The following is a 14862-nucleotide window of genomic DNA, read 5'->3' as shown; positions in this document are numbered from 1 at the left end:
AGGAAGGCGCATGGGCAATGTCGCCTGGAAACTGCTCGCAACCTTCTTCGTGGGCGTCATATTGTTATTTCTCATTCTACCCACCTTAATCATCATTCCAATGTCGTTCAGCCGGACAGATTATCTGCAATTCCCGCCGCAGGGTTTGTCGTTGAGATGGTACGCTGCATATTTCAGCGATGCTGACTGGATGGCGTCAACATGGTTCAGCCTGAAAATAGCCTTGGCGACAGCCCTAACTTCCACCGTTGTGGGAACCATGGCAGCCCTCGCTTTCGTTAGAGGTGAGCTCCCCTTCAAAGGGGTGTTCCAGGTACTGACGATCGGCCCGATGATTGTTCCGCATATTGTTCTGGGTGTCGCCCTCTACCTGGTTTTTGCACCGCATCAACTGACGGGAACCTTTTCGGGCTTTCTCCTCAGCCATACAGTTTTGTCGGTTCCATTCGTAATGATTACTGTTGTCGCTGCGTTGCAGCGCTTCGATCCAGCATTAGAACTTGCGGCTCTCAATTGCGGTGCGGGACGAGGCAGGGCGTTCTTCCATGTAACTCTGCCCATTATCGCCCCAGGTATCGGCTCTGGATTTGTATTCGCCTTTCTGGCCTCTTTCGATGAAGCCACGGTGGCGTTCTTCATTTCGGATATCAACGGCAAGACGATCGGTAGAAAAATATTCGAAGACATTGATTTCAATCTGACACCAACCATCGCAGCCGCCTCGACGGTCATCGTTTTGGTGTCAATGTGCCTGATTGCACTTTCCTTCGTGCTTTCACGATCCAAGCAACACTGAGAAGTGGGGAAATCATCATGAAATATCAAAGCGTTAAAGATATTGCTCGCAATTCGTTGGTTTTGGCGGTGACCCTGGGGGCGGCCTTATATGCCGACATCGCTCACGCAAGCGATGTTATCATCGCATCAACAGGAGGCGCTTATGATCGCGCTTTGAAGGAAGCCTGGTTCGATCCGTTTACCAAACAGACGGGGATTCGCGTAAAAATTGTCTCCGCCACCAATTCAGAAATGCGCGCTAAGGCCTCAGCAATGGTCAAGGCCGGAAACGTTTCCTGGGATCTTTATCTTGATGGAGAAATCCAGTCGGAATCCGAGGCTCATCGACTTGTAACCGAAGATCTGAGCGAGTTTTGTAAAGCATTCGCTGACCGGCCTGATTTGCCCGAGAATGCGTGTGCGCCGGGCGGTGCTTTGCTCCAGTCGACCGCAACGTTGCTCGTCTACCGGAAAGAAAAGGAAGGCCAACGGGAACCGCAGACATGGGCGGATATGTGGAATACTGCCGAGTTTCCCGGAGGCCGGGCGTTCCCGAATTTTGACGATCCCTGGCGTGTATTGGCTGCTGCGCTGCTTGCTGACGGTGTAAAACGGGACGAACTTTTTCCCCTTGACGTCGAGCGGGCATTCAAAAAACTAGATGAAATTCGTCCCTCAGTTTCGTTGTGGTGGAAAAGCGGCGACCAAAGTGTTCAAGGTTTCCGCAATAATGAATATGCATTGGGACAGATTTGGCTTACCCGTGCGAGGGCTATGCAAATTGAAGGTCTTCCTATCGGCTGGTCTTATGACGCATCTTTTCTTGTAGGCGATCGCATTGCCCTCATTAAAGGAGCCCCCAATCGTGAAAATGCACTCAAACTGATAGCTTTTTGGCTCGACAATCCGATCGCCCAGGCAAAAGCTTGCGATGTCTTGGCCTGTACACCACCAAGTACAGAAGCGATCGCTATGATGTCCGCCGAAACAAAGCGCTTCATGCCGACGGCCGAACAGGTGCAAGACAGCGTCGTCATTCCTGATGCTAAATGGATAAACGAGAATGCCAGAATGTTACTGCAAAAATGGAATCTGTGGGTTCGGGGGTGAAATTCACAATAATAAGCACCCAAAAAATCGCACGCTCTCGTTGTTTCTTGTCTCGATGACAAAACCAATAAGACGAAAAGAAAATAGGCGATCGTGTCCCAAGAGGTGGTGTAGCTTCGGCGCTCGCCGTGCCTTCCGGACAGAGCCGGGAACGTGTCAGCTTGCCGCTGGCAGGCTGATGAGCGGATCATCGCTCATCGTGGCGATTGTCTCAAGTGTCATGTAGCGGGACCGCTGGACGGCCCACTCGTCATTTTGTTCGAGCAGCAACGCCCCGACGAGTCTGACGATTGCGTCATCGTTGGGAAAGATGCCGACGACCTCTGTGCGTCGTTTGATCTCACCGTTGAGACGTTCGATGGGGTTTGTGCTGTGAAGCTTGGTCCAGTGCTGCCTGGGAAAGGTCATGTAGGCGAGCACGTCCTGCTCGGCGCTGTCCATGAGAGTTGCAAGCTTTGGCACCTTCGGCCTGATCTGATCGGCGACGTTGCGCCATTGCTGGCTGGCGGCCTCTGGCGTGTCCTGGGCGAATGCGGTGGCGATGAAGGCGGACACGACACGCCGTCCGCTCTTTCCGGCATGGGCCAAGGCATTGCGCATGAAGTGGACCCTGCAGCGCTGCCAGGTGGCCGAGAGAACCTTGGAGACGGCGGCTTTTATGCCTTCATGAGCGTCGGAGACGACGAGCTTGACGCCGCGCAGGCCCCGTCTGGTCAGCTTTCGAAGAAACTCAGTCCAGATCGCCTCGGCCTCGGATGTGCCGATCTCCATGCCGAGCACCTCGCGTCGACCGTCTGTGTTCACGGCCACCGCGATGATGACTGCGACAGAGACAATACGACCGCCGCGTCGGACTTTCAGGTAAGTGGCGTCGATCCAGATGTAGGGCCATTCACCTTCGATGGGCCTCTCGAGAAAGGCCTTCACCTTCTCGTCGATCTCCTCGCAGAGCCGAGACACCTGGCTCTTGGAGATGCCGCTCATGCCCATGGCCTTGACCAGGTCATCGACGGAGCGGGTCGAGACACCCTGGATATAGGCTTCCTGAATCACCGCCGTCAGGGCCTTCTCCGCCATGCGGCGCGGCTCAAGGAAGCTCGGGAAATAACTGCCGGTGCGCAGCTTCGGAATGCGCAGTTCTACGGTCCCCGCCCGTGTCTCCCAGTCCCGGTCGCGATAGCCGTTGCGCTGGGCAAGCCGGAAGCCATTCTTCTCGCCATAGCCCGCGCCGGTCTTCGTGCCGACCTCCAGCATCATCAACTTCTCGGCAGCGAAGCCGATCATCTCGCGCAGCAGATCGGCGTCGGCGCTCTTCTCAACGAGTGAGCGCAGGTTCATCATGTCGTCGGTCATCGGTGGTATCCTTCAGGTTGGTCTTGAACAACCCGACCCTACCGGAAAACACTGGTGACCACCGCTGCCCTGCTACACCACGCCCTGGGACACGATCAAATAGTAGGGCACTGGTTTGGGTGCTTAAAATGTTATCACAGTTTCCATTTCCAGGCGCGAGGTGGGCCGCTCAGGATAAACAATTGACGAACGAACCGATCAGGGCGTTTCAATTTACAAGCCATAAAAAAATTGGTCCACCAGCCTGTATCAGCCCACCTGCTCGCTGTCGTCGGATGGTATCCAAACTCGATCAACAAAGTTGCCGCCGATGTTCCCCGCACAAATGCAAAGCATCGGATGAACTCGGCAGAGCCCGATTTTCCGTTTACTTTGCGCATCTCGAGCTTCATCCACGGATACCCAGAAGCAGGCTTCCTCGAGATATTCAGGCTACAATGTTAGCTACCCACACCCAATATTTTTTTGATATCACATATTTTGCTTTCATACCAAGTAATCATATTCTAAAAATGATATTTATTGACGCTTATGATTTTTTTATTAAAATTACTCCATTGAGTGTATCTTTTTGACGCAACATTCATTCCGACGGAGACCCCTGCCTTGAATATTAACGTATCAATCTGCACACAGGATCCCCAAACATACCTTATATTGGGGCATATTCTCAGCGTCGCGGGGTACAACCCAAACCTGTTGCAACTCCCCTTCTCCACAGATTTGTCCCTTGAGACGATTCCATACGCTATATTATTTGACACAAGTGAAAACACAGATCCGATTTTTGAACTTTGCGCCTCAATTAAACGTAATTCCATGACCGAATCGATAATTCTTGTCGCCCTGCTTCATCCATGCAACGAGCTGACTTTCCTAGATTTTTTGAAGTCTGGATTTGACGAGTGCTTTCCGCATCCATTCACTCCCGAACGAGTTTTATCCTTCTTGCAAGATCGGCGGCCTGTCTCGACAAACACAACCTCATCAACATTACCTCCTCGTAAGAATACCTTTGGTAACCTGGACATGAGCCCTGAGGAAAGAACACTGAGACACGGAGAAGTTGAAGTACAGCTACCCCCGATCGAATTCCGCATTCTGCAAGGATTTGTCGATGCGCCCGGTCAGGTGATGAAGCGAGAACAGATTATAAAAATGGGCTGGCCACCGCATCATTATGTCCAACCCCGCACCGTAGACGTTCACGTCGGCAATCTGCGGCGTCGACTGCGGAAACTGACCGGTAAAAATATGATACGTACAGTACATACGACAGGCTACGCATTTGATTATTCCCAATAACTTTGCACTTTATAAAAATAAAGATTTTTTTAATACTTCATAAAAAGTCTTCATAAATACTTTGTTGCATTGCACATAAACAAAAACTCAAATGTTGGCACCACGATGGAGGATGTGATGCCAAAGAGTTCGAATGAATCGCTTCCGCACTATTCAAAGGCCGAAGCGCGCAATACAACCAAAGTCATCGATACCGCTGTCTCCCATTTCGACGCAGCCCACCTTCAGGGGGTTATGGCGCTGTATGCAACCCCATACCCGGGACGACAGGTCTTGTTGAAAGGCCAAGAAGACCCGATCGTCGATTTCGTCAGATGTTCTTACCTCGGATTGGATAATCATCCTCGTATCATTGCTGGAGCTATTGATGGAATCCGCCAAAACGGCAGCTTGCACTGGTCATGTGCGCGGACAAGGTTGAACTTCGCTGACCTTTACCGACTGGAAGAGAGCCTCTCTGATCTATTCAAGGCCCGTGCCATAACTTACACGACCGTTCTAGCTGCCAATATGAGCGCACTTCCACTTATCGCATCAGGGCATCTGACTGGAGGTGTAAAGCCAGTCATGGTCTTTGACCGTTTTGCACATGCAACACTTGCTTATCACAAAGCCGTCATCGCAAACGAAACTTCCGTACGAACAATTCCCCACAATGATTACGGAGCACTTGAAGACATATGCAAGGAAAACGGGAAGGTAGTCTACGTCTGTGACGGCGTTTATTCGATGGGAGGACACGCACGAATAAATGAACTGAAGCGATTACAGGAGAAATTTGGCCTATTTCTATACATCGATGATGCGCATGGGGTTTCAATATTCGGAGAGAATGGCCAAGGCTATGCGAGATCCCAATTTGGGGATCTCGGAAATCGAACGATTATCGCTACTTCATTGGGTAAGGGCTTTGGAGCATCTGGTGGCTTGTTGATGCTTGGAACCGGAATACAGGAAAGCTTGTTTCGCCGCTTTGCGATTGCACACGCATTTTCGGCATCCATGAACACTGCAGCAATTGGCGCCGCCCTGGCATCCGCCGAGATCCACCGATCGCCGGAACTAAAACAACGACAGATCGCACTTTGCGAAAATATAGCGCTTTTCGACAGACTTTTGGAAACAGCGCAAACCGGTTCATCGATGCCTATCCGCACTATTCCAATAGGCGACGAAATGACGTCCATCGCATGCGCCCAGGAACTATTGAAGCACGGCTTCTACGCTTCGGCTATATTTTTTCCGACGGTAGCGAGAGGCGCGGCGGGGCTGCGCGTGTCGATAACAGCCAGCCATCAATCTAATCACATCGAATGTTTTTGTAACACCGTTCGCAACATCATAAGCAATATCATGCAGGACGGCTTGCCCTAGCGCGCCGCTCCAGCTTTCGCATTGTCTCGTAGCGCTGCGTAAACTCCAATTGGGTTCATACCATCTGGGCATTGATCGCAAGATATTGATCGCTGACAAATGCTCGGCTGCACAGAACTTTTAAGTTGGCACACATTTTTATCTTTGGACGCATTGGAGACTTACACCGATTGGAATGAAACGAACCAAAAGGCCTCCAAAATGAGAGATCGAATATATAAACATATCGATGAAATGTTCATTCCTCATCCGCATGCTAAAGAGGTTGAAGAACAATTCAGCGAGGAAACTGGTACCTACATCCAGCATACTTCGACAAGAAAAAATATACGAACCCTGGATTTTGGGAATGCTTTCCTGGTTGTGAGAACAACTGACGCTGGCGTTCACTTCCGGATTGAAGCTGAGGATATCCTCACCTACCACGGCATCTGGATCCTACTACACGGAGGCAGCGTTCACCACATTTGGAACACCCAATAATGGCTCCCTAGCTGCCCTGTAAGATCCAGGAAATATAAATAAATGATAAACTGGGAAATGGACATTTCCCCCAATCCGACAAATGTTTCACACCGGATATGCGTCGCAATCGGTTAAAATTTTTAGGTGTTGCATCCCGACAGGTTCTGCAATGTCCCTTTGGATTCCGAAATTCAATGAACTATCTGCAAACTCAAACTTTTCACATGATTGCAGCAAAGAGTGCTGCATTATTGTTTATCCCCGTTTCCTTCGCCGCGATACCCCACCGAAAGCCAACGGCCACGGATATTTGGCTACAAATGGGGCTGAAGAATACGCCGCAAATCCTGAATGTCGGTTTTAATACGATGGCAAAAAGCCGATGTTTACCGCGTAAAAAGCTGGCGAAACAGTTCTTCTGAACGACGCAGACCTTCATCCGTCAAGATCAATGACTTCGACTTGTTCACCGGATCACAGATCAGGCCTTTGTCATGCAACCGATCCGTCGATGACCAGTCAAAACCCTTCCAGGCGCAACGCTCGTTGTGGAGCGTCAGCCACAACAGGGCCAGAACCACGTCATCGATTTTGTCCTCGTCTATCTCCATTCGTCAACAATACCAGATACAAGCGACATAGTCCTCCAGTTTTGAGCGCATGCGTCCATTATAAATATATGACTGAAGGAACTATCGCGGTTTTAAGCATTCTTGTTCCATCTCATTTAGCCCGGAAAATTCATGGCTGGCAGGCGGATGTATCATAACCGGTTGAAATAGCGTAGGATTTGGTTGCTTAATCCGATCCATACGATTTCCGGGAGATACCATCCGCCATGAAGGATCATACGCTGCCGCTACGCGGTTTGTCACCCGTTGATGGCAAGAATGCTATAGCGCGGTTTGATGGTGGTTTGCTCTCGTCCGACGGTGGCGTTCTGGCGCTGGCCGAGATCGAAAAGAGATTACGGGTTGGCGAACGCCTTGCCGCCTGCATTGAGGATCCTCGCCGCCCGGATCAAGTCGTGCACAGTCTTTCGACGATGATCAGTTTCCGCATGCAAATGATCGCGGCTGGTTATGAGGATGGCAATGACGCCAACCAGCTTCGCAGCGATCCGGTCTTCAAGATGGCGCAGAATAGTTCACCCTCAGGCCGGTCACTGGCCTCCCAGTCAACGCTGTGCCAACTGGAGAACCTGCCGGATGTTCGCGAACTTCTTGCCATGGGGCAGGCAATGGTCGACCTTTACTGTGCCTCATGCGCAGGTACCCAAGCGGATCGTGCTCGATATCGATGATACCTTTGATGCCGTTCATGGTTGCCAGCAGCTGCGACTGTTCAATGGCCATTATGATGAATACGGCTTCCAGCCAATCGTTGTGTTCGATGGCGATGGCCGTTTTGTTTCTGCGGTGCTGCGTCCGGCAAGACGGCCGGGCGGCGCTGAAATCCGTGCCCATCTGCGCCGCCTTGTCCGGATGATCCGTAATAACTGGCCCCATACCCGTATCCTGATCCGGGCTGACAGCCATTACACCAGCCCACTGGTTATTGACTGGTGTCGCGCCAATGGCGTTGACTTCATCCTCGGTGTTGCACCAACCACAACACTGCGCAGGCATGTTGGGAATGTAGAAGCGGATGGACTCAGACGTTTCGAGACCTCGGCCAAGCCGGACAACGTGCGCAGGTTTACGGAATTCCTTGATGGTGCGGTAAGCTGGAGCCGCGTTGAGCGTATCACCGCACGCGTTGAAGTCGGTTCTCAGGGAACAGATACCCGCTTCATTGTAACGAACCTTACAGCTGGCCGGGCGAAAATGCTCTATGAGGATATCTACTGTCGGCGTGGTATGGCCGAAAACCATATCAAGTCGTGGAAGACGCATCTGGCAGCCGACCGCACGTCCTGCACCAAAGCAACCGCCAACCAGTTCCGCCTCTTCCTGCATGCCGGTGCCTACTGGCTGATGTGGGACTTGCGCGCCGCGATGCCGAAGCGCTCATGCTTCGCCGTCGCTCAGTTCGACACATTGAACCGCACCGTATTTACCGGAGACCGTTTGGTTTAAGTTATGCGGCCATAGCTGGCGCGTCCAGCATGGCATAGTATCGTTCTTCGGCCTCGGCGGGCGGAATGTTTCCGATGGGCTCCAGAAGGCGGCGGTTGTTAAACCAATCGACCCATTCGAGCGTGGCGAACTCCACGGCTTCGAAGTTGCGCCACGGTCCCCGTCGATGGATGACCTCGGCCTTGTAAAGACCGTTGATCGTTTCGGCCAGAGCGTTGTCGTAACTGTCGCCAACGCTTCCGACAGAAGGCTCAATGCCTGCTTCCGCCAGTCGCTCGGAATAGCGAATGGACACGTATTGCGAGCCCCTGTCGGAATGATGAATGAGTCCGCCACGATGGGCGGGCCGCCGATCATGAAGCGCCTGGTCAAGAGCATCGAGCACAAAGCCTGCATGGGCAGTCCGACTTGCCCGCCAACCGACGATACGGCGAGCGAAGGCATCGATCACGAAAGCGACGTAGACGAAACCCTGCCAAGTGGCCACATACGTGAAATCAGAAAGCCACAGCATGTTTGGTGCGGGTGCGAAGAATTGTCGGTTCACGCGATCAAGCGGGCATGGAGTTGCTTTGTCCGGCACAGTGGTTCTGACTGGCTTGCCGCGAATGACGCCTTGAAGCCCCATCATTCTCATAAGCCGAGCGACGGTGCAGCGGGCGATGTCGAAGCCTTCTCGTTGCAACTGCCGCCAGACCTTGCGCGCACCATAGACCTGGAAGTTCTCGTTGAACACACGGCGTATCTCGATCTTCATGGCCATGTCGCTCCGGGCGCGGGCCGACAGGCGATCCACGTCCGTGCGCTTGGCGGCGACCTCATAATAGGTGGACGGGGCAATCGGCAGCAGCCTGCAGATCGGCTCGACCCCGAGCCTTGAGCGGTGTTCGTCGATGAAAGCAATCATCGCTTCAGTGGGCGGTCGAGCTCCGCCTGGGCAAAATACGCAGAGGCTTTGCGTAAAATCTCATTCGCCTGACGAAGTTCGCGGTTCTCCCGCTCCAAAGCCTTCATCTTCTCCGCGACGTCGCTCGGCAAACCTGCACGCTTGCCGCTGTCGACCTCGGCCTTCTTCACCCATTCATGGAGCGTATGCGCCGAGCAGCCGATCTTGGCCGCTATCGATGATACCGCCGCCCAGCGGGAGGGATGTTCGGATTCATGCTCCGTCACCATTCGAACCGCGCGGGCACGGACTTCAGGAGAGAATTTGTTCGTCGTTTTGCTTGTCATAGACCCTACTTCTCACGAGTTGGGGTCTCCGGCAAACCCGGTGCGGTTCACATTGCGGCTGCGCCTGATCAAGATTGCCGGGCGGGGGATCGAAATGAAGACACAGATCCGTCTCCATCTGCCGACCTCATGCCCGAGCCAGAATATCCTTCGTCTGGTGCTCGAACGTATTCCAAAGTTGACGACATAGAAAACGGGGCGAAACGCCCCGAAACTTCAACCCTACATCGCAACTTTCAAACCCGGAAATCACCACGAAGGTTCAAAACCGGCGTACGGCCCCCTGTGGAAAACGCGTGCATAAGCACACGCGTTCTTGCGCTCTCAGAGCACTATCTCATTGGCTATGAATTAACCGGGTTAAGTCGAGTTTATCGGTCGATGCTCTGTACCTGATTGACGCTGCGCTGTCGGCGCTGAACAATTACCTTATCGCGCGCCTGCTTGCGAACGGTTTGCTGGAGAATTTTTAACCTGAACCGCATTGCCTCAAAATCTGGACGCTGTGCTAACGAGACATGGTTGATGACCGCTTTCTCCCCACGCAAGATCGCATCACGTCCAAATCTAAGGTCAAGCGCCCGGCTAACCCGTTCAAACTCTTGACAGATGACGGCATCAAGCGAGTTGGCGGCAACATTGGGTTTGGCACCCTTCGTCTTCGTGACATCTGCAAGCTTACGCAATGCATTTTCGGCGGCTGGCGACATGCCCGGGATGACGATAGCCATACGTCGACGTTCCTCGGTGATTGATTTGACCTGGTTTTCAAGCGCTGTCCTATAGGACGAACCAAGTGACCGGATCTTACTTTCCGCATCCCCCAAGGCCTTAAGGGCGTTTCGTCGCTCGCGACCGATTGCCAACAGTCTATCCATGATACGATCAGATCCACGAATTGCACCATAGGCTGAGGGTTCATTCGCGATGGCTCTAGCAATCCGCTCGCCAGGAAACCCCTTCAAGATAAGAGCCTCGATCTGGTCGACAGCGCCAGCCGGGTCACGCCAGATGCGTTTGGCTATTTCCACCAAGGCTGCTCGATCATGACGATAGTGGGCAACATCGCGCGCCCTCGCCCGAGCCTCATCTTCAACTGGTAGCCGGAACTCCGTCACAGCAGCAAGCATGGGCAACAAGGCTCTCGTTTTCTTCCCCGGCTCCACGCTAGCGGCGGCAACCACCTGCGAACGGTCTTGCCGTTCAGCAAGTTTCTGTTCGTCGCATAATCGGCGTATGGCTCCAAACAGATCGGTCAGTTTATCGCGTCTATCGGAATCAAGATCCTCCGGCATGCGTTCAATCATGTTGCGTTCGCCGACGGCATCGACATTTTTAGTAAAAGCAGTCCGGCCGAAGCGAGCCGTCAGCGCCTCATTGACTGCCTTTACCTCCTGAACCAACAAACGATCCTCGACGGCATAAGCAAATGCAATCTTGTAGGCATCCGGTCCACCGTGTTCTCGCACGCTTTCAATCTCGGTGAGGCGGGCCAGTGCCGGCTTCGAGAGTGCCGGGATTGATAAGGCCATATATGAACGACGTTTTTCTTCGCGATTTTTGAAGCGCTCGGCCTGACGTCGGAATTCTGTCGCATGGGCTCGCACCAAGGGAGCGAGTTGCGACAGTGCGTTGAGTGCAGCCTTGCGGTCATTTCGGGCAATATGATCGTCGATCAGGCGACCCGATCCACGCAGATGGCCAAGATGCTGCAGATTTTCGGCAACCCGACGCGGCTCGACGCTGGCATCCGATGCAAGTCCATTCAATGTGGCCAAAGCGCTATCGGGATCACGATAGATCTTTTCCAAAAACGACCGGAGGACTACCTCCCGCTTCTTCCAGCGATCCGAACTGAGTTGAGCAAGCCTGGCATCTTCCTCTATGCTACGGACAAATCGGGTTGTCGGTGGAATAAGATAGACCCGCTCGATGGGATTGTCGGCCGCACGCTTTTCAGATCGCTCTTCATTATAGGAGACATTTTTCTCATGCTCGATCGTAAAGCCAAGCGCGACATTTGCTCGCTCCCAAAGTTTTGCCACCTGCTCACGCTTTTCCACAATCCATGACCACTGGCGCGTCACCTTATCTTCTATGTCTGCAGCCATCCCGGAAATTGTGTTGATACCGCGCCTGCGGGCAAAGTCGCGAACATGCGCCTGATAGTCGGCCTCGTTCTCGAAATCGAGTGTTGTGGTTTTTGCGCCTGAACGGCCAAGACGTTCAACCAACTGTCCAAAGAGTTCCGGGCGATGGCTTTCGCGCTCAATGCGCTCAAGACGCATGGCTGCGGTTTCAATCTGCTTTGCCGTCCAGACGTTTCGCTCCACCTGCCTTTCCTCGTAAGTATTCTTTCCCGTTTCCGTGTTGAGGACAGGAATTGTGACCTTGACGATTTCGACACCGTCTTTTTTCAAAAGAACAGTATCGCCTTCCGATACGCCTGCGTCGGACAACGCCTTGGGCAAGCTGACGCCCCAAAGCCGATGCACAGTTCCGTCATCAGTCTTCACGTCGGCATAAGGGCTTTCGTCAACATCATCGTCCTGCGGTCGGAACTTTGCCATGCCGGCCTCAACCAGCTCCCCAGTAACGCCAGCCGCATGGTCAATACGCGATTTCCCACCCCATTCCGCTTTCGGCTCAAAATCCTCACGTGCTGCATAAAGATCTGTCCTATCCCGATGTCGCGTCATCGCCACATAGGTCAGATGCTGATCCATCATGCCAGTGGCAAGCACGAAGGTCCGCTCGACAGTCGTTCCTTGCGCTTTATGGATGGTTGCAGCATAGCCATAATCAATATTTCGATAGCTATCCTCGCTTATAATAACGTCGCGACCGTTGTCGAGACGGACGGAAAGCAGCGGAACATCATGTCTGTTGCCCGTGGAAACGACGGTACCAAGCAGACCATTCTTGACATATTGTGGGCCGAGCCCGGTTGCTCGCGTCTCAATAAACCTGGAATTTTCAAGGAAAATGATGCGATCACCAACAGCAAATTCCCGCATACCACGATCAGTTCGGAATTCCCGCGGCACGGTCAACGCGCTTTCCTTCTTCATTTCTTCACGAAGAGATTCGTTGAGGAGCCTTACATCCTTGTTGGTATGGGCAAGCACGAGCAATTTGTCACAATATGAAAATGCACTTTCCTCTCCCCTTGATTGCTGGAGAAACGAGCGGCGTGCATCTGCCCAATCCGAAACCAGACGGCCGATAATCTCGTCGTGGGTTCGCGCCTCGACAAGGTGCCCATGCTTTAAATATGCATCAAGACCTTTTTCGACTTCACCACGTGCAAACAGATGTGAGGCGTCGCGTGCCCATCCTTCGCGCTGGCGACGAACACCAGCAAGTTCTGCAGAACCTATCCGCTCAACAATAGCGCGGAACGCTGCCCCGGCCTGAATTGGTTGAAGCTGCATCGCGTCACCGACAAGGACGACTTTTGCTCCGGCATCCTTTGCTGCCTCCAACAGACGGGCCATCTGCTGCGACGGCACCATTCCGGCCTCTTCTATGACAAAAACATCGCCGCGTTTCAGCAGATCGCGTTCGTTCGCCCAGGCAAGTTCCCATGCGGCAAGAGTTCGCGATTTGATACCCGAACTTTCCTCCAATCCCTCGGCTGCCTTGCCAGCAAGTGCTGCACCCAAAACGCGATGATGCCCGCTTTCCCACGCAATACGTGCAGCGGAAAGAAGCGTCGATTTGCCCGCTCCGGCAAGACCAACAATGGCGGCAATAGCGCTGTCACTGGTGACATGATGGACAGCGTCAATCTGCTCCTGCTCAAGTCTGAAGGGCTTTTCAGGATCAGCCGTTTCGATGGCCACCAACGCCGCCGCTCTTCGTTTGTCAGTGATCCTGAATCCAGTTCGCTTGGACAAAACCTCCGCCGAACCAACCATGTCAAATTCTATGCGCAAGATCTCTTGCGACGTAAAGACAGCCGGTTCCGCCACCTTACCAGTTTGCCGGTCAACTTGCTGAGGCCTTAACAACACCAGATTATTGGACGCCATCACCCGTGTGCGGATACTGGCAAAATCGGCTGGATCATCAACATAACGATGTAACGTTCTGGCGATGTCGCGTTCGTTGAAAGTGGAACGTTCGCGTTCAAGCTGCTTTAACAGAAGTTCAGGCTCCACAAGAAGCCGATCTGCCATTTCCTGGCGGCGAACAAGCTCGACCGGCGCGAAATACATCTCCATATTCTTGCGCGCCAAAGCAGCCTTCTCCGGTCCAAGATGCTTTTGCGCGATTCCATCGACCCCCTGTTCGGCATATGAGCGTCCGTCAAGACGAATGTCATGGCCAGCAAGCGCCAAATGCCGATTGGTCGTTTCCGCCCAGGCAATCTTCCACTCCTTCATCGTCTCCTTGTCACCGGCCCAGCGCGAGTAAACGATAGCACCATTCGGACGATCGGGCTTGATCACCCGCAACGGCTTGCCGTCGGGGCCAGATACAGCCACCATCTTGCTGCCAAACCCTTGTTCCGTCAGCGGTCTCAACGTCATCATCAGATGGATATGCGGATTGCTGTCCCTGTCGTGATAGACCCAGTCGGCAACCATGCCCTTTGCGGTCAGATTTTCCCTGATAAATTCGCGGACGAGCGCAATGTTTTCTGCACGTGTCAGTTCCTCCGGTAGCGCAATAACGAGTTCACGGGCAAGCTGTGCATCCACCCGCTTCTCAAAAGCGTCGACCGCATTCCATAAAACTTCGCTTGCCGCGGCGACCGTCTTTCCTTCAATGGCTGTCGTCAGCCAGTTAGGAATCTCATCGGGAAGCGCCAGTTCCTCATGCTTGAGTTCATCAGCCCCGCTACGATAACTAAATGAAGTTCCCGCCTGCTCGTCCATCATCCGTGCACGATGGCGATAGGCAGCAGCCGAGACAATACTGCGCCCCGCCCCTCTGCTGATCACCTGCGCTCTGACGAACATGATCGCCATGACACTCCTCCAGACCTTCAAAGAACGTCGTATCTCGGCACACGAGCTTTGATCGACATCGATTTTTTAGACAGTTAAACCAGATTTTGCTGCAAAATATGTTATAGAATTGCGCTTTATAACATATTTAACTATCTTTTTGTATATAGTTAAATTAACAAGAGGCAAAACGGTGAAATGGGAAGGAACCC

At 52.8% G+C, this 14862-nt stretch carries 9 protein-coding genes, 2 pseudogenes and 1 other annotated feature; of the genes and pseudogenes, 7 read left to right on the top strand and 4 right to left on the bottom strand.

All coding sequences use genetic code 11. From position 1 onward, the window contains the following. Positions 1-10: 10 nt before the first annotated feature. Both F9K91_RS03860 and F9K91_RS03855 read left to right on the top strand, forming a co-directional pair. The gene (locus F9K91_RS03860) at positions 11-796 is read left to right on the top strand and encodes an ABC transporter permease (protein ID WP_151677217.1); all 786 of its coding nucleotides are present in this window, start codon (positions 11-13) and stop codon (positions 794-796) included. Positions 797-813: 17 nt separating this feature from the next. Then, the gene (locus F9K91_RS03855; RefSeq protein ID WP_151677215.1) at positions 814-1887 is read left to right on the top strand and encodes an ABC transporter substrate-binding protein; all 1074 of its coding nucleotides are present in this window, start codon (positions 814-816) and stop codon (positions 1885-1887) included. A gap of 156 nt (positions 1888-2043) precedes the next feature. Here F9K91_RS03855 and F9K91_RS03850 read toward each other — a convergent pair whose 3' ends face one another. After that, positions 2044-3240: an IS256 family transposase gene (locus tag F9K91_RS03850; RefSeq protein ID WP_151677213.1), complete on the bottom strand. Its 1197-nt coding sequence runs from the start codon at positions 3238-3240 to the stop codon at positions 2044-2046. Positions 3241-3846: 606 nt separating this feature from the next. On the opposite strand from F9K91_RS03850, the gene F9K91_RS03845 reads away from it, so the two are divergent. The 3 genes from F9K91_RS03845 (at position 3847) to F9K91_RS03835 (ending at position 6806) form a co-directional block, all read left to right on the top strand. Further along, complete coding sequence (locus F9K91_RS03845) at positions 3847-4545, top strand: winged helix-turn-helix transcriptional regulator (protein WP_235912765.1); 699 nt, start codon at positions 3847-3849, stop codon at positions 4543-4545. A 105-nt stretch (positions 4546-4650) separates the two neighbouring features. Beyond that, positions 4651-5919 (top strand): aminotransferase class I/II-fold pyridoxal phosphate-dependent enzyme, encoded by a 1269-nt coding sequence (locus tag F9K91_RS03840; RefSeq protein ID WP_151677211.1) that lies wholly within the window; start codon positions 4651-4653, stop codon positions 5917-5919. Between the two features lie 659 nt (positions 5920-6578). Further along, a complete protein-coding gene (locus F9K91_RS03835) occupies positions 6579-6806 on the top strand; it encodes a hypothetical protein (RefSeq protein WP_151677210.1) in 228 nt (75 codons plus the stop codon). Here F9K91_RS03835 and F9K91_RS03830 read toward each other — a convergent pair. Further along, a complete protein-coding gene (locus F9K91_RS03830; protein WP_151677209.1) occupies positions 6771-6995 on the bottom strand; it encodes a DUF6429 family protein in 225 nt (74 codons plus the stop codon). The two genes, F9K91_RS03835 and F9K91_RS03830, sit on opposite strands and share 36 nt — an antisense overlap. Before the next feature lie 227 nt (positions 6996-7222). On the opposite strand from F9K91_RS03830, the pseudogene F9K91_RS03825 reads away from it, so the two are divergent. Next, a pseudogene (locus F9K91_RS03825) lies at positions 7223-8426 on the top strand (IS1380 family transposase); the annotation flags it as partial. 37 nt (positions 8427-8463) lie between these two features. Here F9K91_RS03825 and F9K91_RS03820 read toward each other — a convergent pair. Beyond that, positions 8464-9695, bottom strand: a protein-coding gene (locus tag F9K91_RS03820; protein ID WP_151677208.1) for an IS3 family transposase whose coding sequence is annotated in 2 segments (ribosomal slippage) — positions 8464-9404 and positions 9404-9695 — 1233 coding nt in all. Because the reading frame shifts where the segments join, the coding sequence is not laid out codon by codon here. After that, positions 9295-9411, bottom strand: a sequence feature (AL1L pseudoknot). (Overlaps the previous gene by 117 nt.) A gap of 49 nt (positions 9696-9744) precedes the next feature. Here F9K91_RS03820 and F9K91_RS03815 point away from each other — a divergent pair. Next, a pseudogene (locus tag F9K91_RS03815) lies at positions 9745-9885 on the top strand (transposase); the annotation flags it as partial. Between the two features lie 181 nt (positions 9886-10066). Here the strand turns inward: F9K91_RS03815 and traA are convergent. After that, the gene (gene traA / locus F9K91_RS03810; RefSeq protein ID WP_151677207.1) at positions 10067-14671 is read right to left on the bottom strand and encodes a Ti-type conjugative transfer relaxase TraA; all 4605 of its coding nucleotides are present in this window, start codon (positions 14669-14671) and stop codon (positions 10067-10069) included. Positions 14672-14862 lie beyond the last annotated feature (191 nt).

Origin of the sequence: Brucella tritici (genome assembly GCF_008932295.1) — a bacterium.
GTDB lineage: Bacteria > Pseudomonadota > Alphaproteobacteria > Rhizobiales > Rhizobiaceae > Brucella > Brucella tritici.
Note: the sequence above shows the minus strand (reverse complement) of the source record. Positions and strands in the feature narration are given on the sequence as shown.